We start from the raw sequence: 20,562 nt of genomic DNA, 5'->3' as shown, positions 1-20,562 counted from the left end.
TACATTCTCCTCTTCGCTGATTTTAAGATGGATTGAGTTGTCGTTATGAGACAAATGAAATGATTGCGTTGGCGCTTCCCGACGATTGCCCGTAACCCCAAAACTCCGCTTGCTGCGGGCTGACGCCAAGCACTCCGAGCAGTGCGGCCAAATGGCGGCCTCCGGATTCGACCCCGGCGATACGTGCGTATTGGTTCAGCATCTCGCGGGCAGGCTCATAATCGCCTTTCATGATGTAATCAAGGAATTGATTGTCCAGCGCGCGTTCGGAAAGCGTCGGCATGTTTTCCCGTCCTCTGACGAGATTGTGGGATAATGCACCGCTGCTCACGAACACCGTGCGTTTGTTGCTTTCCCGCAGCACTTTGCCGATTTGCACGCCCCATTGATACGATTCCTCCAGGCTCGAAGCCCAGCAGACCGACAAGCTGATGATCGGGATATCTTCCTTCGGAACAAGGTAACGCAGCGGAACAACCGTGCCGTAATCCCACATATAAGTGGGGTCGTTGAATTCGAGAACCGGGATGCCCGCTTGTTTGCCGGCTTCCACCAGCTGTTTGGCAAGCGGCTGATCGCCCGGGTAGTTATATGGAACGTCTGCGATCAAATCCGGGCATTCGACGGCCGTCAGCACGCCATGATGCTGCGGCGTCGCATCTACGTAATGATGGAAGGTCGCCGGAAAATGGCAGGACATCAGAACAACCACTTCCGTCTGCATTTCCTGAATCCGGTCGCGCATCAACTTAAGCCCTTTGACCAGCTCGCTTTGGAAATCCGGCGCCTTCTCCTCATGGCAAATACTAGGCACATGTGCCGCCAATAAAGTCATTTCAAGTGACATGATAGCCCTCCTTGAATGGTAGTGGAAACACTTACAATATACATTTATCATAAGAGCAGTAAGTTCTGCATACAACATCACTGTTGCTCTATACGGAACAGCACAATATTTTTTTCAAATTGTTCGTGATATACTCGAAAAAAAGCACCCTGCATCCAAAGAGGACACTGAAAAAGTAGCGGAGTGAGCGAAATCATGTTGGAGAAGCGCCGGTTTTCGCTTTTATCCCCGAATTTCACCTGCCGCAAGCAGGTAAATTGAAGAAATTCGAGGACAATTAGCGATCGTAAGCATGATTTGCTCATGCAGCGTTCACTTTTTCAGTGTCCTCCATCCAAAGCGACATTCGAGGGGGAACCATATGCCGGAACAAGCCGAAAAAGTATCGTCGGCCGAATATTCGTCAGTCAAAAACGCGCTGCGTATTTTGAATTGTTTTACAAGCGAGGAGCCGGAAAAGCGGGTTAGCGATATAGCCGCCGAGCTGGGGATAGGCAAAAGCACGGTCAGCCGTCTGCTCAGCACACTGGCCGGCGAAGGTTTTGTGGCCAAAGACGCGGAAAATCAGAAATACCGGCTAGGCCTCCGCCTCCTTACGTTGAGCAGCATTGTCAGTTCACAGCTGGAAGTGCGGCGTGAAGCGAAACCGATATTAAGCACACTGGTGAGAGAAACCGGGGAAGCCGCTCACATCGCTGTCTTCGAAAGCCAGGAGGTCGTGTACATCGAACAAATCGAATGTTCGCACCCGGTGCGCATTTTGTCTTATGTAGGGCGGAGAAATCCGCTGCATGCTACCAGCTCGGGCAAAATTCTGCTCTCTTTTCAAGATCCCGTGACCATCGCCAAAGTATTGTCCGAACCTCTAGCGTCATTTTCCCGCTACACCATTACCGATCCGGATCAGCTGAAATCGCAGCTGGCTGCGATCCGCGAAGCGGAATTTTGCCTCAGCGATTCCGAATATCTCGATGACGTCGTATCGATGGCTGCGCCGATTCGCGACTACACCAAGCAGGTGGTCGCCGCCATCTCGCTGATCGGCCCAAAACACCGGATTCAGCGGCATCTGATTCCGTCCATGCGCAATAAAGTGGTGAAGGCGGCAAAGGAAATTTCGCGCAGCTTGGGGTATATGGCTTGAAGGCCGGTCGGCAAACGGAGAAAACGCCTGATTGAAATGGTTATGGAAGAGGACGATCAGAAGCAAAATGTCCTCCATGCCCGGTGCGACTAGAATAAAAAGTGGACACCTTTCAAAACAAGTTTCTAGATGAGCTGCAGCGCTATGATGCTAACGGACTCCAGAGACTTTATTTACATCAAAAGGGGGCTGTTTCCATTGTAACGGACTTGGGAGACTTTATTTGATGGCAAATAATACAAATGAGCGTTCGTCATGCTCAATAGAGTCTTCCCGGTCCGTTACAATTTCCAGCAGGCGAAATTAGGCCCGATAACGGCATCTCAGTCCGTTACATTGCAGCTATGAGCCCTTATCTTTCCGATATCTGTATGCGCACAGCAGCTTTCAAACTGCTAGTGGCGCACAAACACAAAAAATCTGCCTTGGAGATATCTCCGGCAGATTTTTTTGCCAAACCAAGGCGCTCCTGTCCATTAGCGTTAGCGTATGGCCCGGCGCGGGAATACGCTAATCCATTACATTATGCAGCGCAGGCACGGGTTTTCCGGTCAAGCTGTTTTCAAACATGTCGATAATAAACAAAAATCGTTCGGCTTCACGAAATACATGATCCGCCAGCAGCGGATGAATAATGCTTTTGATTCGGCAGGCCTCAATTAAGTCGCGCGCCGTTTTCTTAAAATCGCGCAGCGATTTGACCGACACCCGGTTCTGGTCGAGAAACTGGTCAAGCAGAGGGGCCGTTTGCGATTGCGGACGCATCGATTCCAAATCTTTGGCTTGGAACAAAAGCTGATCGAAATCATGGCTGAACTGGTTCGCCTGATCTACCAATTTCCGTTCTGACGGATCAAGCAAATGGCTGATAAACTTGGCATGATCGGCCATGATGCGCAGGAAAAACACGTTTTCGTCAATAATCGCATCAGGCAGCGGTTCCAATCTGCCGGTATTCAGTTCCTCCAGCCTGTTTCTAAAATAAAATGCCTCTCTGCTCACATGATCGACCAGCAAGGGGAAGTTATTTGCCCCCGGAAGCTGGCAGCGCAAAATGAGTCCAAGCACTTTCCTTTTGAACGCCCAGATGTGGGACGCTGCATTGTGAACCTCCTGGTTGAACCTTAAAATGGTTTGCGGATCCGTGCCAACCGTAAATGCATTTGCCTTCATTTCGATCGCTTCGAAAACGGCATAAAATTGATTGGCTTCATTGATCAATTGAGTGTCTTCACACCGAAATCCCAGTTTCAGAAACAATGAATGTTCTTTCATGATACGCGACCAAAATCTGACTTCATCCAAGGATCGCGTCACAAACTCATTGGACATTTCCGGGTTCTCCCTTCAACCGCTGTGTATACTTCACCATATGTGCGAATGCCTATATGGTTAATTGTCCAATGATTTATAAACGAATCTTTTTATCCGAGCCCGGATGGGAAACAGCAGAAAGGGGCATACCGGGCAAGCATGGCAGCAGGGGGGATACTGGAACATCGGCCTGTCGGCTGGAATTGTCGGTTTTGAACACAATGACGATTATGTAAAATATGTAATTTATGTATTGGACAGGATCTCTCCCGTTTTGTACGATATGAAATAGTTTTAACAATACACTATTAAAGGAGAGAGAGTTTATTGAAAAGTTCACCGCTATTTATCGTTATTGTCCTGCTTTGTTCCCTTGTATTCCCGCAAGCGATGTTTGCCGCTGAAGCTGCGGAGCCACTGCTCCAATTATCGGCGCCAAGCAGCCCGGTCGCCTCATCCGTCTACGGCAGCACATATGCCAATATTACATGGACTCCGGTCTTGGGAAGCATGGGGTACAACGTTAAACGCTCCATCTTGTCGGGCGGCCCGTATTCGGTCATTGCTCCCAGCGTCACCGGGGTCACTTATACGGACACAAGCCTGCTGACCGGCACAACGTATTATTATGTGGTATCCGCCTTGAATGGCAGCGGGGAAAGCCTGAATTCCAATGAAGTTGCGGTTTATATTCCGCCCAACCAGCCCGTATTGGATATCCGGATTGCCGAAGAGAAAATTGCCATCGGCACCGAATTTACCGCCAATGTCGTTTTGGCAAATGTCAGCGGCATTTATGCCGAGGATGTTACGGTAGGGTATGACAAAAGTTTGTTTGATTTTATCGGTTTCGAGGAAGTTCCGGGGTATACCATCTACAATGCATCGTTATCCCAGAACGGAACGATCCGGTTTATCGCAGCCAGCCAAGGACAAGCCTACGGCATTACCGGCGAAGCGACGCTGCTGAAGCTGAAGCTGCGGGCCAAAGCGGCAGGAACCGGCAAAGTCGATGCCCTCAAATGCCGGATCGCGGATACCGCTAAGGAATTTGATCTGCTCGGGCGCTCCTGTAACGAAGATACCGTGATCGTACAAAATGCGCTGGACGTCAACAGATCAGGAGAATACACGCTCCTCGATTTGGCGATCGACGCCTATTATTACGGCCAGTTTTCCTGGAATACGCCTGCGATTTACAACACGAATCAAGCCGGAAATGATTATATCGGCAGCGAAGACCTGCTGTTCATCGTGCAGGAGATGCTGAAAAACGCAAACTATGCGCCTAATTCTTAAGCGAATCGAAAAAAAGGATCTCAGCCTCCACTTAACGGTGGATGTTGAGATCCTTTTGCGTTTCAGGTTGAATTTCGTTCGATGATTTCGGAAGGAAGCGTGACGCTTTTGTGAATCCGGTCTGCAGGCGCCGCATTCATAATGTCCTTCAGCAGCTTGAACGCTTCAGCCCCCAATAAGGTCGGATTCAGATCAACGCACGTTATCGATGGTGAAAGCTTGTCCAAATAAGCCGCGTTGTTGAAACACAGGATACCAAGATCCTCGGGTACTCTCAATCCTTTACTCTGGCAGTACTTAAGTGCGCTCAACGACATAATGTTCTCCATCGTCATAATCGCATCAAACACAATGCCTTCCTGCCGAACCCGCTCTAATGTGCGCATAATTCCTTCTTCATCGTCATCGCAATACACCACATGCGTAGAGGCGATATGCAAACCATGCTCTTCCACCGCACGGCGGTAGCCGTGAATACGGTCATGCACCACATCTTGGTTTACATTTGGAGTCAGCAGCAAAATGTTCTTGTAGCCTTTATTAATCAAATAGGTCGTCGCCATATAGCTGTCGCGCATATTGTCGTTATGGACGGAAAAAACGTTGTGGGTCAAACTTTTGCCGATCAGGACAAACGGAATTTGCAGCTCCTGCATTTTTTGCAACAGCATATCTTTATCGCTGGACAATACGCTTGTAAAAATAAATCCGCCCGCCTGCTTTTCCTTGTACAGCCTTGCGCATTTCTCGATCTGCTCTTCCATTGTATAAGCTAACGAAAACAACACATTGTATTCGATCTGCTTGGCCGCATCCGATATTCCGCAGAGCACATCGCTGAAAAAAGCATTGCCCACAAAATCGCTGGGTGTCCGCGCAATAGCCAGACAGACCGTTTTGGACTTGCCCGCTTGCTGCTGGCCGCTTGGCACATAGTTGACCTGCTCCATAGCCGAGTAAATTCGGGCTTTGGTTTCGCTGGCAATATTCCCTTTATTCGTAAGAACCCTGGACACTGTCGCCGGAGAAACTCCTGCGATGAGGGCTACGTCTTTCACTGTTGCGATTTTGTCTCACCTCCCGTCTCTTGCAGCCGCAGCTACCTTTTCACCATAAGACGAACTTTTTTTTATCATACTACGAATCTGCAATCCTTTTCCAGTAATTGCTTCAATGGGCGTTAGGTCTTCAGCTCTTGGAAGCTCCTACCGTTAACCCCGAGATCAGGTAACGCTGAAAGTATAGAAACACCGTTGCAATCGGTACGGCAATTAATACCGAACCCGCCGCGAAACGCGTAAAATTGCTGCCAAATTCCCGGTTGACCAAATTGTACAACCCAAGCGCAAGCGTATAGTTCTCAGGGCTGCGAATGACGATGCTCGGCAGCATAAAATCCATAAACGGAGCCATGAAATTAAATAAAGCGACAACGGCGACAATCGGAACCGCGAGCGGCAGAATGATTTGGAAAAAAATCCGAAAGTGACCGGCCCCGTCGATTTTGGCGGATTCATCCAAGTCCCGCGGAATCGTGTCAAAATAACCTTTGACTAAAAAAGCATGCGTAGGAATGGAGGTTCCTACATAAATCAACGTCAAACCAACCAAGGAATCCAGAAGTCCCACGATATTCAGGAGAATATACAGCGCCACCATCCCCATGAGTACCGGAAAAATTTTTACCAGCATCAGCACATACAAGCCGTTTTTCCGGCCGACAAAATGATACCTTGAAAACGCGTAAGCAAGCAGCAGCGTAACAATAAGCGAAAGAACCGTCTTGGCCGAAGCCACGATAAGCGTATTTTTGTACCAAAGCAAATAATCGCTGTCTTTGTTTGTAAACAGCCAAATATAATGTTCAAGCGACGCGTTCTTAGGAATAATGGAGGCGCTGTACGCGCTTGTTCCCGGATTTAATGAAATGCCGAGCACCCAAAGCAGCGGATACAAAATGACGAGGAACATAACGGCAATGACCAAATAAATGCCCGCAAGCTCAACGGTGTTTTTTAACTTTGCATTCATTTGCCGTCTCCCCCTTCTTTAAACGAACGTGTTCTCCGGAACTGAAGGAAAGCGGCCCCCGCTACGATAATCCCAAGCATAATGGAAATGACGGAAGCCATATTATAATTCATCGTGTCAAAAGTCAGCTTGTATACCCATGAAATTACAATGTCTGTGGAACCTGCCGATTGTCCCCGTACGGGAGGCCCCCCTCGATTAAACAAATAAATGATATTGAAGTTGTTGAAATTCCCGGTATATTGAATGATTAATAGCGGTGCTGTAGCAAATAAAACATGCGGCAGCGTAATATGACGGAACTTCTGCCACTTGTTTGCCCCGTCGACGTCTGCAGCCTCATACCAGTCATTGCTTACACTTTGCAGCACACCGGTAAACAAAGCGAACACAAACGCAAATCCGAGCCAAACTTCCACAAATATTATCGCCACTTTCGTCCACATTGAATCCGTCATCCACGGGATCGAAATGCCAAACGGAGCCAGCAGCAAATTGTTGACAGCGCCGAACTGGTCGTTGAACATGCCGGCGAACGTCAAAATGGAAACAAAACTGGGCACAGCCCACGGCAAGATGAGGAAGGTGCGGATCAGCTTCTTGTATCTCACCCGTTTGTCATTGACGATGACAGCCAGAAATAACGCCAGTCCGACCTGCAGCGTCGTGGCGACCAAGGTCCATACGATCGTCCAGGACAATACGGAAAAAAATGTTTTTCTCCAAATCGGCACCGAAAATACATTGACAAAATTGTCAAATCCGACCCAGCTTAATAAAAAGCGTGGCGGCGAGTTGTAAATGTTGTAGTTTGTAAACGCCAGCGCCATCATAAACAATAAAGGGAGGAGCAGCACAAACACGACCATAAACAGGCCCGGAGCGATTAACGCATACGGAAATCCTTTATCCCAAGCAGCTCTGAACCCTTCGCTTATTGTCGAGATTCGCCAGCCCATCTGAATTTTCTCCGCTTCTTTCCTTGCATCCGCCAAATTAAACCAATAAAAAACAACGGCGAAGCCGGTTAATAGCAGCGAAATAATGCCTTGGATCAGCAGCGCCCTGGAATCGTCTACCCCCTGTAAAGTGCCTAAAGTGACAATTCCCCAATAACCGATATTAAGGAAATCATAAAACACGATAATAAACGAGGCCATGATCATAAAAAACAGCATACCCTTTATATATCTTCCGTTATATACTTGCCCTAGTCCCGGTATCAACGAAAGCAACGCCGCAATACGCGGATTATGTTTACCGGGAACGGATTTGTTGCCGATGTTCATCTGTTCACCCAAGACAATAAGCCCCCTCACGATAGACGGATGAGGATTATTTCATCCTCATCCGGGCGTTCGACTATTTTTTAGCAGATGAATTGTTGATCGCAATTTGCTCTTTGATTTGCCCTACCGCTTCAGTAAGTACATCCTTGGCATCGTTGCCTTTCGCAATGAAAACAAAAGCGTTCTGCATCGGTTCCCATGTCTGCGAAATTTCCGGATTGTTTGGCGTCGGTGTTGCAGACTTCACTTGCTCGGCCACTGCCGAGTAATAAGGATGGCTTGTAATCACTTGGCTTCCCAAACCGGCCAGTGTAGCCGGAACTTCTCCAGCGACCTCAAAGTAATGCTCCAGGGATTTCTGATTGGTCATGTAAACGGCCAGTTTGGCCGCCCATTCCTTCTGCTTGGAGAACGGGGAAAGCACCCAGCCCTTCAGTCCCATAAACGACGACGGACGTTTGCCGTTCTCCAGCTTCGGAAGCGGCGCGACAGCCAGCTTGTCCCCCAGCGTGCTCTTATAGTTCATCAACGATGAAGGCACGGAAACGACAGCGCCTACTTTACCTTCCTTAAACAAGCCGTCCATCACGTCGCCCGTAATCGACTGGGGAAGATAACCTTTTTGGAACCACGATTGGATCAGCTTTGCACCCTTCACCGAACCTTCGTTATTTAAACCGATATCCGCAGCATTGTAACCTTTGTCTTTGTCGTAAGCAAATATGTAGCCCCCGTTGCCCTGCATAAACATGTTGGTATAGTAAAAATTAGTGCCGTCAATCAGGAAGCCGTATTTCTTCTTATCCGCATCCGTAAAACCCGCTGCAAATGTCTCCAGATCAGCCCAAGTTGCCGGCGCTGTCGGCAGCAAATCCTTATTGTAGAACATGACGGCTGTTTCTACAACCATCGGAAGATTATAGATTTTGCCCTGCTGGGTCACCGCATCGATTGTTTCTTTGGAGTAATTTTTCAGCACCTCCGGGTCCAGGTTGTACGGTTCCGCTAATCCTTGCAGAACGTTTTTGCCCATAGAGTTGTGTGTAGCCCACCATAGATCAGGGCCGCGTCCGGCCGGACCGTCTAGTGAGAACGCTTTCGCTTGTTCCCTGGCATTAACCGGCTTCACTTCGACTTTTACTCCGGTTTCTTCCGTGAATTTGGCTGTAATTTCACGCATCGCCTGCAATTCTTTTTCCGCTTCATTAGCCCAAATGGTCAGCTTTTCCGGCTTGGGCGCCTCGGCCGTCTTCGCCGCCGTGTTTTGCGGAGCCGCATTGCCCGCGGCCGTTCCTTGCGCATCGCGCTGAGGCCCGCAAGCGGACAACATCGCGGCGATCATGGAAACTGCCAATACAAGTGGTGTTTTTCTAAACATAGATTTATTCCTCCCTAGCCGTTGAATTGGATTTAATCGGAAACATGTGGGCCCAGATGACCGGTATGTACGACAGCAGATTGGCACTGCCCGTCAGCTTGAAGATCAAACTCGACAATTCCTGCATTATACACCGGAAACGTGTCCCCAGGGTTGGCAATTTGTTTTAAATCCGCCGTGGATTGGCCGTGCCCGAATACGACAATATGATCGTCGGTCGCTAATGAAGGAGCAAGGCAGGCGTCATAAAACGACTTCACCCGCTTTCTTACCGCAGCTTTGTCCTCCGGCCATTTGGGCCACCACGGCAGGGCGGTATCGTGTGAATCGATAAATCGGGTCAGCGGATGAGCGCTTACAAGCTGTTTACAGTTTGCCCACGGATAATCCCGATATTCCGTCCATAGATCAAGAAACATCTCTGACATTTCAGGAACAAGAATGATCGGCAACTGCTTTTCCGCCGCAAGCGGAGTTGCCGTTTGGATAACTCTGCGCAAAGGGCTGCAATATATGGAACGAATCGGAATATCCTTGAAAAACGATGGGACTTGCTCTGCTTGCCATTCGCCGATTTCGGACAAACTGCAGTTGGCTCCGCCCCCCTGCCCGATATTTTTAGTGGATTGAGCATGCCGGATCACATACAAGTGCACGGATGATGTTACCTCCTCTGTCTATATCAAATATGCGCGCTTGTAAGCGAAAGCTACGATTGAAGTGCCAAATTCAAATGCTCCGTAACATTCAGCTTGCGGACCTTGATGTCCCCTCTGCCAAGCACAAAATGGTTCAGTCCCGTATTCAGCTGATCGAACTGAATATGGGGTTTATCCGCAATGTCCAGAAGTTCGCGGATTAAATAATCATTAAACGTCCCGTGGGCAAACACGGCAATGCAATCATTGTCGCCGCATTGGCGAAACTTATGTACAATGGCTGCCGCTCTCCGAGTTACAGCTGCCTGGTCCTCATGACCAGGGTATTTCCAGCCCCCTTCCTCCAACCATTCATCCGAAACCGCCGCTTCCGAATACGCTGCCAAAAATTCATCTCCGGCGGCCCCAATAAAAGGAGCCCCCTTACGGTACTCGTACAGTTCCTTCCAAATCTCAATAGGCAAAGAGATTTTTCTGGCCAATGATTGCGCGGTCTGCAAGGCGCGAATGAGCGGGCTTGATATAATGCGGGTGATTGGCTTGTCTCCCAAATAATCCGCGATTCTTCCAGCTTGCTCCTTACCCAGCCCGGTAAGCGGCGAATCCGGCAGATCTTGATCTCTCGCAATGTTCCCTACGGATTGGCCGTGTCGGATAAGAAATAATTCCATGATACCTCCGAATCAATGAAACGATATGTGAAACTAATATGAAATTATTTCATTATAATTTCATATTAGTTTCACAAAAATTATTAAAACACATTTATCTTTATGTGTAAACAACTTATTTTTAATTCATTAGCACCAGTCGCAGTGCATACCTTTTGATGACATTGTTTATTTCATTGAAACAAAGCAGAAACAAAATGAAACAGATTTCATAATCAAATGCATACTATGCCCAAGGATCGGAATGAAACATAAAAAAACGACTGAAATTCACATACCGTGAATTCGAGTCGTTTTTTCCTAACGGCACGATCTGGTTCGTCGCGCTCAGCCAGCACATTTCGAAATAATAAATTTACCCTCGCCGGTTTTCCGCTGACAGGGGTAATCCGATTCTAATATCCGTGCACTTCGATTTCCTGCAACCTAGCCCGATTGTCGGTGTCGTGGCTTGGGTTGGTGATGTCCATCCTCAGTTTGGTTGTCGTTACAGCTGTGATCGGCAAATCGTTATATGTGCCAAGAGCGCTATCTTTTGTATTGCCCGTGACGGTCGCCATCGTTTGCCAAGCGCTTCCATTCCAGGCTTGAACGGTGAAATCATCAATTTGATAACCGGCCGTCGAGCCAAAACCGCTTCCGCCCCATATTTTCCCTACCTTGCCTGAGCTTATTTTGCAGCTTTAATCGCTTGATCCGCTTTCTTCTTCATTTCCTTTAAAGCATCGTCGATGCTGGAAATGCCAAACAGCGCTTTTTCCGCCTCATCCTGCAAAATTTTGTTGACTTCGTTATAAGCGGTGTAGATGGTGTCCGTATAGGACTTTGCATCATAATTCAAGATAACACGCTTGAATGTCTCTACATCCACAACTTTATCCGCATTAGGGCCGAGCATAATGGCGGCAATCGCATCTTTATTGTTCTTTTTCCAGGTAGGGATATGTCCGACTTGGGCCAAATCCACCGAGCCTTCGGTTGACAGCCATTTCAAAAACAGCCAGGAGGCTTCTTTTTCCTTCGTGTTTTTATTCATGGCCAAATAGCCGAAGTGCCGCAATCCGTTTGTATATACTTCCTTCTGGTCTTTCTCGAGTGTCGGCAGCGGAGCGACCGTTACGAGGAAATCCCGGGGATAATCTTTTGTATTGCTGATGAACCTCGCAACCGAGTTGGAATTGACGGCCATCGCCATCTTTCCTTGGATAAATAACTCGTTGGTTGACGATTTGGTCGATTTATATTCGGTGTACGGATACTGATATTTATCTACGTTTTCAATTTTGTTCTTGAATTCGAGCGCTTTTTTGTAGGCCGGATGATCGAAGTTGGATGTGCCGTCCGACTTGTACCAGGCGTTGCTGCCAAGCAGCCCTCTGACCGGATTCGTCCAGTAATAATTGCTGAGGTAGTCGGAAGAACCGTATATTTTCGAGCTTCCTTCGCCTTTGGTCAACGCTTTCGCATATTCGGCGTATTCATCCAGCGTCCAGCGCTCCGGTACTTTCAAGCCTGCAGCGTCGAGCATTTTCTTGTTGATGAAAACGGCATCGATCAGAGAAGTCGCCGGCAGTCCGTAATACTTGCCGTCGATTTGGAACGTTTCTTGCCCGAATTCACCGGCCACATCAACCTTGTCCTTAGTCAAAAATTCGTTCAAATCCTGGAGAACGCCTTTTTTGGCCCGTGCTTCCAACCGCGGCAGCCCGTAGTTGAAAAACACATCGATCTGCTGGCCGGCAACAAGGCTTGTATCCACTTTGACATTGCCTTCATCGCTGTTTGTGAACTGCACGTATTCGACTTTAATCTGCGGATATTTCTGATTAAACTTCTTGATCATCTCTGCAGGCCCCTGATCTTCGGCCCATGCCGCCCACCATGTGATCTTCGCCGGTTTGATTTGCGAAGATGCGGACGGTTCCGAAGGAGCCGTCTTCTGCGCGGGTTGTCCGGCGGCAGCGGCGTTATCCGTTTTGGCCGGTTCCGCCCCTCCGCAGCCGCTCAGCGTTGAAACAAGCAGCACGGCACTGAATAACGCAGGTATCGACACTAATTTCTTTTTCATGAAAATCCTCCCCCAATAAATGATCGCAGCATCCATATAGCGCTTACATGATTGAGTATAATCCGCATTGATTCCGGCCAGAAGGAAGTATTTTGCCGTTTTGTTTCATTTATTTTGGCTCCGCAGCCGCATATTCATTATTTTTCGAACGTTGTTTTATTTTTTTGTATTTGAACGGTTCATCCGGTATTGGCTTGGGCTGACACCCATTTCTTTTTTGAACGCCCTGCCGAAGTAATTGATATTTTCGTATCCCACTTGCTCGGCGATCAGGTAGCTGGGAAGATCCGTTTGGATGAGCAACTCCGCCGCCTTCTCCATCCGGATTTCGGTCAAAAACTCCACAAAGCTTTTATTTGTTTCCCGTTTGAAAATGGAGCTCAAATAACTTGGGCTCATATTGGCAATCGCGGCAGCCCCGTTAAGCGATATATCCTGCGCATAATTCGTCTTCAAATAACCGATCAGACGGCGCACTTCTTCACGGTATTTCTCCCCGTTAAACTTTAGCAGCTGTTGGCTAAACGATCCGATGAGCGCGGTGAACCAGCCTTGCATGTCTGCAATCGTTCTGAGCCGCAGCAGTTCGATATGAATAGGCGTATCCCCCGGATAAACGCGTTCCCATTCAACCCCTTGGCGTGTGCCGATACGTTTGACCGCATGAACAATTTCCATAAACATGCCGATATCTTGATTGCGGTAATACCTGTTCATCGACAGTTTTGCAAAAATTGATGCGATCAGCGGTTCCAATCCGTCGTAAGCTCCCGTCTCCACGCAATGCTCCAGCCGCTCCTCGTCTTTTTTATCAAATAAGGAGCCGTTGCCTATAGACGGAAAAAAAGCCGGATCGTATCGGTAACATTGCCCCAATCCGCAATAAAAGCCGTACTGCAGCGCTTCTTTGGCCTGCACAAACGCCGCTTTAAAGGCCGCAGGACCGGCGAACCGCCCGCTCATGCCGATGCTGACCTCCACGTTCAAATAACGCCGGACCGCAAGCAGCAGCGGAGCGGCGTCGGACGCCGCGGGCTCCAAATCCGCATCGCTGCGCGGGACGGATATCAGCGCCATGTACTCGCCGCTTTTATACAACGCTACATGCTCGCAGCTACCCGAAAAATATGCATCCGTCAAATGCAATAAAGCGCTCTCCATCCCGATATTTGCAGTTTCCTCCTCGGGACCGTGCGCTTTAATCACCAATATAAGCCAATCATGCAAAGCATCGCCGCGTTCCGCAAACCAGCCTTCGCGTTCCGCCTCGTCGATCGCGCCGCCTCCAAGCAAACGAATCATCGTTTCCCTGTCGGTTGTGCGCCCCGCCGATTTCCCCGTTTCCGGCAGCGCCGGGCTGATTCCCATCTTGGCCGTCGTTGTCTCAAGCAGACGAATCATTTCCGCCGGTTTAACGGAAGCTTTCAAAATGTAATCTTCCGCGCCCAGCTTCATCGCTTCCCGCACGTAAGCATAATCGCTATGACTGCTCAGCACGATAAAACGGATAAACGGGTACTTTTGGCGTGTTGCAGCGATTAACTCAAGGCCGTTCAGTTCGGGCATCACGATGTCCGTCAGCACAATATCCGGCATATGCCGCTCGATCAATTGGCAGGCCTGCAGTCCGTCGCTGGCGGTTCCGACCACTTCAAAACCGTGGTCCTCCCACTGGATCAAGGAAGTCATGCCAATACGCACCAGCATTTCGTCGTCCACAATGATGACTTTATACATGAGTCCCTCCGTCTGGCAAAAGTTTCGGCAACGTTACGGTAACGGCTGTGCCTTCCCCTACTGCGCTGTTCACAGCGATGCCGAAGGCATCGCCGAAATGAAGCTTGATTCGTTCATGCACATTCAGCAGCCCGACGCGCTCCCGATTCCGGTACAGCTGCGGCTCCGCAAGCGTTTCCTTGATCACGCGCAGCTTATTGTCCGGGACACCCGTACCGTTGTCGCGTACGATGAGAGTCACATGGTCCTGCTCTTCTTCGCAAACGATATCAATCGTCTGCGCTTCATTGCGACCTTGCCCTCTGCCGTGTATAATGCTGTTCTCGACAAGCGGCTGCAGCGTAAACTTCACAATGGCGCATGCCAGCAAGCGGTCGGGGATGTCCGTACGCAGCTCGATTTGCCCGTTCCAACGAATATTTTGCAAGGTTACGTAACTTTGGATATATTCAATTTCCTGCCGCAGCGCTATAACGTCTTCTCCCCGGCCGATGCTTGCCTCCATCATGACGGCCATATGGGAGATCATGTCGCCGACCTCCTGGTCGCGCCTCATATATGCCATCCACTTGATATTGTTAAGTGTGTTCAGCAAAAAGTGCGGGTTGATTTGCGCCTGCAGCATCTTGAAGCGCAGATGTTCTTTCTGCTTCTGCTCTTCTTTTACATTCTGGATCAGTTCCTTGATTTGCTCCAGCATGCCATTGTAAGTCGACATCAGCTCCGCAATTTCATCAGTTCCTCTGACGGCTACGGCAGCCGCGTGCAGATTGCCTTTGTCCACCTTGACCATCTTCAGCCGCAGCAGCCTCAGCGAACGGGTGACGCCATAAGCGATTGTGCCGGCAATCAAAATAAATACGATGAGAATGCCGCCGATCACATAAAGGTACACTTTTTGCAGGTCGACCATTTCCTTAAACACGGCTTCATACGGCCTGAACTGCGCGATCTTCCAACCGGTCAATGCAATCGTCCGGTAATTCACAATATAACGCTGCCCGTCTATGTCTTCGATAAATTGGCCTTGACTGGAGTCGGCCATTCGCCGGGTGACCGGTTCATCCGAGCTCAGATTGCTTAATTGCATGCCTTTGGATCGATACAGCACCTTACCGTTAGCGTCGGACAACACCATCGTACCGTCCAGAGTGTTTAAGGTGGGACCAAGTTCATTAACTCCCAGGAAAATCATAACCACCCCGATATTCCGTCTTCCGTCGGCGGAACTGATCGACTTGGCGACGATCAAGGTAGGTTCTTTCTTGTTGGCGCTGATTAAATTGCTTTCTTCATACACCCATAGAAACTGGTTATTCGCCGCTTTGGCTTCCGGCAGCCAAGCGAAGTTTTGAATGATTTCCTTCTTCGCCTGATTTTCCAGCGACGAGTACAACTGCCCCTGCGCATCCATAATCGCGGTATAAAAACGCATCTTATACAAATAAGTGCTGTTTAACTTAAAAATCATGTCATCGGTAATTTTCAGCCGTTCGTATTGGCTCATTTCGCCAGGCGATTCCAACACGCGGGCTACGGGCTGATCGATGCTGACCAGCATGGCGGCCGACATCATCTGTCCAAGCACTTCTTCCATATTGCTTTGGGTCAGATGAAGCGATTCTTGAACGGAGGTGCCGATTTTATCGGTTATAATCTCTTTGAGCGAATTAAAGCTGTAATAGAAAGTAATACCAAACGGGATAATCAAACAGACAAATACAAGCGTGAAAATTTTGCTTTGTACGGTGCGAAATCGAATTTTACGCGAAATTCGTTCTGTCATCGCCCGGTATACCTCCATGATGCCGCTGGCAGCCGCTGTTTTGTTCATATTGTAACATATTGTGACAAACCGGCGGTATAAGAAGACAAAATCGCCGGTCTATCCCTCGCGGACCTGTTCCAGTACCGCGCCGCCTTCGATCAACAAGGCCTGAAGCTCTTTCACGTCGATATCGTGCGGCGTGATTCCGCGTTTGACGGCCAATCCGGCCGCCGTCCCGGCCGCCTGCCCGGTTGCCATACAGCTTGGCGTCAAGCGGGTAGTAGCAAGCGCCTCATGGGTCGTCGAGATACAGCGGCCGGCGGCCAGCAGATTGACGATCGTCCGGGACAAGATACAGCGGTAAGGAATATCATAAGCGCCGTCGCCCCCGATCCATGCCGCGGTGACACCACGTCCAAGCGGATCGTGGATGTCGATCGGATAACCGCTGCGGGCAATACAATCATCGAAGCGCGCCGCCTGTACGACATCCTCCATCCGCAGTGCATAAAACCCTTCGATCCGCCTCGTTTCCCGAACCCCGATCTGCGCGCCGACTTGCGATAACGAGGCATTTTCGAAGCCCGGCAACGACTCGATCATAAACGCTGCATATTGAAGCACCTGCTTGCGCCCCAATTCTTCAGCCAACGTCAAATCTTCAACCTTTGTTCCGTCAAGGCCCTGCACGCGCGTTGAATTGACTAGCACTTCGTCATCGCCCGGTCCGGTGAAAAACAGCACATCCTGTCTGTTGATCGGCAGATTGGCTTCCTGCCAATGTTTGGAGAACCCGCCCACCCCGGTCAGCGGCAAGTCCGGCAGCTCCGCAATCGGCGTTTTATCGTTAAATTCGTCCGGATGCTCCAGCATGTAAGCTTTGACGCGCTGCAAATCGACGCCTTTCATGCGGAATTTGAGCGTCATCGGTTGTGTCAGCAAATCTCCGTCTCTGCCCTGCCAATAAGGCGCTCCCGACAAATAAGCAATATCCGCGTCGCCGGTCGTATCGATAAATACGTTCCCCCGAATGCGCATGCGGCCGGATTTGCCCGTAATCTGCACGGAAACGACCCGGTCGTCCTCCACCTCAGCTTCGTCCGCGAAGCTGTGCAGATAAAGCTTAACTCCGGCTTCGCACAGCATATCGAGAGCAACCACTTTGTACACTTCCGGATGATACGGCGTCACAGTTCGAACAAAACCTACCGTATCGCGCACATGTCCCGGCGAAGCGTTCAGCTTCACCAGACGATCGATAATTTCTTGCGCAATACCTTTGATAACCTGCCGGCCATCCATCGTATGAAAGGTCATCCACGGATAAACAAGCGCCGCCGTCGACATGCCGCCGACAAAACCGTACCGCTCGACAAGCACCGTTCGGGCGCCGCTGCGTCCGGCGGCGATGGCCGCATTGATTCCCGCCGGCCCTCCTCCGATGACAACAACGTCGGCGTCAATCTCTTTGATCATTATTGTTCGCTCCTTTTCAAGTAAGATAAGATCAGGAAATTCCGTATGTTGTCAGCATGCTTCCGATATCGCGGCGGTCTTCTTCGCTTAGCGGCAGTAGGGTTGTCGCGATATGCTCCTGGCAAACGCCAAGCTGCGAAAGCGCATATTTTTGCCCGTTGCCCCAATGGGTTCCGCCGACGCCGTACACAGTCCGCTGAATGTGCAGCAGCTGCTTTTGCACGCGCATCGCTTCCGCCAGCTGACCCGACTTCGCCGATTGGAACAGCTCGACGCACAGATCCACGGCAAGGCTGCTTATGCCGGGCACGATCCCGTCCGCACCGGCATGAACGGCCAAGTCTAGGCTTGTCTCGTCGCCGTGTAAAATGGCGAAGTCGTCTCTTCCATAAAACTCGCGCAGCAGCGGTGCATGTGTGAATACGGCGCATTTCACGCCGATGATATTGCGCTCGGCGCTTAGTTCAAGCAAAATATCGGTCGGAATCGAATTATTGGTATACCCGGCGTCGTAAATAATAACCGGCACATCCGTATTCCTGGAAAAAGATGTATAGTAATTGAAGAGCTCCCGCTTATTCCGGGTGTTGTAATAATGCGGAGGCGTCAACACGATCGCTTCCGCCCCGGCATCAATCGCCATGCGCAGCGTCCTTTCCGTTTTGCGCGGTCCCTGCTCGGACACGTTCACCAGCACGGAAATATCTCGTCCCGCCTCATCCACAACGATTTCCACCAGTCTGCGTTTCTCCTCTTCGACGATCATAGGGAACTCGCCCATCGTGCCGAGGATAAACAGCCCGCTCGCCCCTTTCTCCCGCAAGCGGCGGACAAGCTTCCTTGTTCCTGCCTCATCAATGTTTTGATTCTCGTCAAGCGGGGTAACCATTGGACAAATAACACCTTGCAATTTATTCATGTTTGCACCTCCGTATATGTTGCGGCCGTGATTGGCCGGTCTAACCTTTGATACCACTCGAAGCGATGCCTTGAATGAAATGTTTTTGAAACAGCAGAAAAACGATCATAATAGGCAGCACGGAGCATGTCGCCCCGGCCATTACCAGATTGGTGCGGATCCCCTCCTGATCGAGCAGTGTCTGCAGCCCGACCGGAATCGTATACAGCTGCTTGCTTGTCAGAAAAATAAGCGGGTCCATGTAATTGTTCCAGTTCCACACAAACGACAGAATGATCAGCGAGACAAAACCCGGTGTAGCCAGCGGAATGACGATACGCCAAAAAATGGTAGCATGTCTGGCGCCATCGATAAACGCCGACTCGGAAAAATCTTTCGGGATACCCATAAAAAATTGCCGCAGCAGGAAAATCCCGATAATATTAAACATCCCCGGAAGAATCAGCGTCCAATGCGTGTCGTACACGCCAAGCCAATGAAATAAAATAAACCGCGGGACAAGCGTCACCTGATGAGGGATCATCAAAGTGGTCAGGTAAACGAGAAATATCGCATTTTTCCATCTGAACTCGATTTTGGCGAATGCATAAGCGGCGGCCGCGCTAACGAGCAGCGTACCGATGATGGTGATTGCCGTCACTTTAAGCGAGTTGAAAAAAAACAGCGAAAACGGATAATATTTGTTCAGCCACACCTCCTTGTAGTTGGTAAATTGCAGGTGTGCGGGAATCCAACGAATCGGAAACTGGAATACTTCGTTTGGCTGCTTTAGCGAAGCGGAAACCATCCACAGAAACGGCAGCAGCATCAATATGCCAAGCACCGACACCAGCAAGGTCATGAGCAGCTTTCCCAGGTTGCTTTTAGTCCGCGCTTTCGTTTTTACGTGTACGTCACCCATTTCTTCTGCTGCCTCCATTGAATCAAAGTAATCAGGAAAATAATCAGGAACAACACCCATGCAATAGCCGATCCGTAGCCGAATTTGTAAAACTGGAACGATACGACGTAAATATAGTGCACCAGCACCGAAGTCGAGTCGCCCGGCCCCCCTTGCGTCATAATATTGACGGGACCAAATACTTCAAAGGATTGAATGATACGTGTAATAAACAGAAAAAATGTCGTAGGCGAAAGCAGCGGAATGGTAATGTAGAAAAACTTGTTAATCCCTGTCGCTCCGTCCACCTCGGCGGCTTCGTGCAGCTCCTTGGAAATGCCCTGCAAACCGGCCATGTAAATGACCAGATCATATCCGAGGCCGTTCCAGATCATCATCAGCATCAGCGACGGGAGCGCCCAGGTTGTGCTGCCGAGCCACTGCGGCGTATGTTCGACGCCAAGGGAGTGGAGAAATTGCGTAAGCGGCCCTTGCGACGGGTGCAGCAGCGCCATCCATACAACCGACGCGGCGACAATCGTCGTAATATACGGCATGAAAAATACGAGCCGTAAGGCACCTTTCATATACACCATGCGGTTCAACGCAACCGCAAGCAGCAGGGCGATGATCATCGTTACGGGAACAACCCCAACCGCATATATGAAATTGTTTTTCAGCGAGTGGAAAAACAGGTCGTCCTGAAATAGCTGCTTGAAATTTTCCAATCCAACCATCTTGATGGTCTGCAGTCCCGAAATCAAATCCCATTCGCTGAATGATAAGATGAGTGAAAAAACAATCGGGAAAAACATAAATACGATATAACCGAGCAGGCTGGGCAGCAAAAACATCACTCCCGCAGCCGCCTCTTTCTTTGGATTCATCCGATTCACCTCCGTATTGTGCCGTAGATATGTGCTTCTTTGTCATTATAGAGCGGGTTGTATCAGGCCAGAAGGAACTATCTTCGCATCAATTTTCATCATTTTTGCCGATTCCGGAACGCATTCACTTTTTCACGCAAATGGTTCATTATTTTACGAACAAGAAGATAAGTGAACGATTTGGATGCAAAAAAG

At 49.5% G+C, this 20,562-nt stretch carries 19 protein-coding genes; 3 read left to right on the top strand and 16 right to left on the bottom strand.

Translation table 11 applies throughout. The features are described from left to right. Positions 1–43: 43 nt before the first annotated feature. A complete protein-coding gene (locus EYB31_RS10675; protein WP_131013314.1) occupies positions 44–847 on the bottom strand; it encodes a DODA-type extradiol aromatic ring-opening family dioxygenase in 804 nt (267 codons plus the stop codon). Positions 848–1,208: 361 nt separating this feature from the next. Between EYB31_RS10675 and EYB31_RS10670 the strand changes: the two genes are divergently transcribed. After that, positions 1,209–1,991 (top strand): IclR family transcriptional regulator, encoded by a 783-nt coding sequence (locus EYB31_RS10670; RefSeq protein WP_131013313.1) that lies wholly within the window; start codon positions 1,209–1,211, stop codon positions 1,989–1,991. Positions 1,992–2,501: 510 nt separating this feature from the next. Here EYB31_RS10670 and EYB31_RS10665 read toward each other — a convergent pair. Then, positions 2,502–3,323, bottom strand: coding sequence for a DUF2935 domain-containing protein (locus tag EYB31_RS10665; RefSeq protein WP_131013312.1), 822 nt, complete (start codon positions 3,321–3,323; stop codon positions 2,502–2,504). 106 nt (positions 3,324–3,429) lie between these two features. Between EYB31_RS10665 and EYB31_RS40170 the strand changes: the two genes are divergently transcribed. Together EYB31_RS40170 and EYB31_RS10660 are read left to right on the top strand one after the other, a co-directional pair. Further along, positions 3,430–3,597: a hypothetical protein gene (locus EYB31_RS40170; protein ID WP_165452329.1), complete on the top strand. Its 168-nt coding sequence runs from the start codon at positions 3,430–3,432 to the stop codon at positions 3,595–3,597. Between the two features lie 35 nt (positions 3,598–3,632). Further along, entirely contained in the window at positions 3,633–4,604 is a 972-nt protein-coding gene (locus EYB31_RS10660; RefSeq protein ID WP_131013311.1) for a cohesin domain-containing protein, read from the top strand. A 62-nt stretch (positions 4,605–4,666) separates the two neighbouring features. On the opposite strand, the gene EYB31_RS10655 is transcribed toward EYB31_RS10660, so the two are convergent. From EYB31_RS10655 to EYB31_RS10595, 14 genes are all read right to left on the bottom strand, one after another. Continuing rightward, positions 4,667–5,662, bottom strand: coding sequence for a LacI family DNA-binding transcriptional regulator (locus EYB31_RS10655; RefSeq protein ID WP_240762297.1), 996 nt, complete (start codon positions 5,660–5,662; stop codon positions 4,667–4,669). Between the two features lie 130 nt (positions 5,663–5,792). Beyond that, positions 5,793–6,635, bottom strand: a complete 843-nt coding sequence (locus EYB31_RS10650; protein WP_131013309.1) for a sugar ABC transporter permease — start codon at positions 6,633–6,635, stop codon at positions 5,793–5,795. Further along, positions 6,632–7,924 (bottom strand): carbohydrate ABC transporter permease, encoded by a 1,293-nt coding sequence (locus EYB31_RS10645; protein WP_131013528.1) that lies wholly within the window; start codon positions 7,922–7,924, stop codon positions 6,632–6,634. Before EYB31_RS10645 ends, EYB31_RS10650 begins: the two co-directional genes overlap by 4 nt. A gap of 73 nt (positions 7,925–7,997) precedes the next feature. After that, positions 7,998–9,302 carry an extracellular solute-binding protein gene (locus EYB31_RS10640; RefSeq protein ID WP_131013308.1) on the bottom strand — a complete coding sequence of 435 codons (1,305 nt, stop codon included), beginning with the start codon at positions 9,300–9,302 and terminating at the stop codon, positions 7,998–8,000. Positions 9,303–9,334: 32 nt separating this feature from the next. Next, the gene (locus EYB31_RS10635) at positions 9,335–9,958 is read right to left on the bottom strand and encodes a histidine phosphatase family protein (RefSeq protein WP_131013307.1); all 624 of its coding nucleotides are present in this window, start codon (positions 9,956–9,958) and stop codon (positions 9,335–9,337) included. 53 nt (positions 9,959–10,011) lie between these two features. Then, a complete protein-coding gene (locus EYB31_RS10630) occupies positions 10,012–10,632 on the bottom strand; it encodes a histidine phosphatase family protein (RefSeq protein ID WP_131013306.1) in 621 nt (206 codons plus the stop codon). A 395-nt stretch (positions 10,633–11,027) separates the two neighbouring features. Continuing rightward, complete coding sequence (locus tag EYB31_RS40165; RefSeq protein ID WP_165452328.1) at positions 11,028–11,192, bottom strand: hypothetical protein; 165 nt, start codon at positions 11,190–11,192, stop codon at positions 11,028–11,030. Between the two features lie 110 nt (positions 11,193–11,302). Continuing rightward, entirely contained in the window at positions 11,303–12,700 is a 1,398-nt protein-coding gene (locus EYB31_RS10625) for an extracellular solute-binding protein (RefSeq protein ID WP_165452327.1), read from the bottom strand. Between the two features lie 156 nt (positions 12,701–12,856). Continuing rightward, complete coding sequence (locus EYB31_RS10620; protein ID WP_131013304.1) at positions 12,857–14,437, bottom strand: response regulator transcription factor; 1,581 nt, start codon at positions 14,435–14,437, stop codon at positions 12,857–12,859. Continuing rightward, positions 14,430–16,271, bottom strand: a complete 1,842-nt coding sequence (locus EYB31_RS10615) for a sensor histidine kinase (RefSeq protein ID WP_131013303.1) — start codon at positions 16,269–16,271, stop codon at positions 14,430–14,432. The genes EYB31_RS10620 and EYB31_RS10615 overlap by 8 nt, the downstream gene beginning before the upstream one ends. A 51-nt stretch (positions 16,272–16,322) precedes the next feature. Further along, entirely contained in the window at positions 16,323–17,681 is a 1,359-nt protein-coding gene (locus EYB31_RS10610) for an FAD-dependent oxidoreductase (RefSeq protein WP_131013302.1), read from the bottom strand. A 31-nt stretch (positions 17,682–17,712) separates the two neighbouring features. Then, complete coding sequence (locus tag EYB31_RS10605) at positions 17,713–18,600, bottom strand: dihydrodipicolinate synthase family protein (RefSeq protein WP_131013301.1); 888 nt, start codon at positions 18,598–18,600, stop codon at positions 17,713–17,715. A 40-nt stretch (positions 18,601–18,640) separates the two neighbouring features. Continuing rightward, complete coding sequence (locus tag EYB31_RS10600) at positions 18,641–19,501, bottom strand: carbohydrate ABC transporter permease (RefSeq protein WP_131013300.1); 861 nt, start codon at positions 19,499–19,501, stop codon at positions 18,641–18,643. Further along, positions 19,483–20,367 carry a carbohydrate ABC transporter permease gene (locus tag EYB31_RS10595; protein WP_131013299.1) on the bottom strand — a complete coding sequence of 295 codons (885 nt, stop codon included), beginning with the start codon at positions 20,365–20,367 and terminating at the stop codon, positions 19,483–19,485. Before EYB31_RS10595 ends, EYB31_RS10600 begins: the two co-directional genes overlap by 19 nt. Positions 20,368–20,562 lie beyond the last annotated feature (195 nt).

The sequence above is a fragment of the Paenibacillus thalictri genome (genome assembly GCF_004307995.1).
In the GTDB taxonomy this organism is placed as follows: Bacteria; Bacillota; Bacilli; order Paenibacillales; family NBRC-103111; genus Paenibacillus_AF; species Paenibacillus_AF thalictri.
This window is presented reverse-complemented; position numbering and strand designations above follow the sequence as displayed.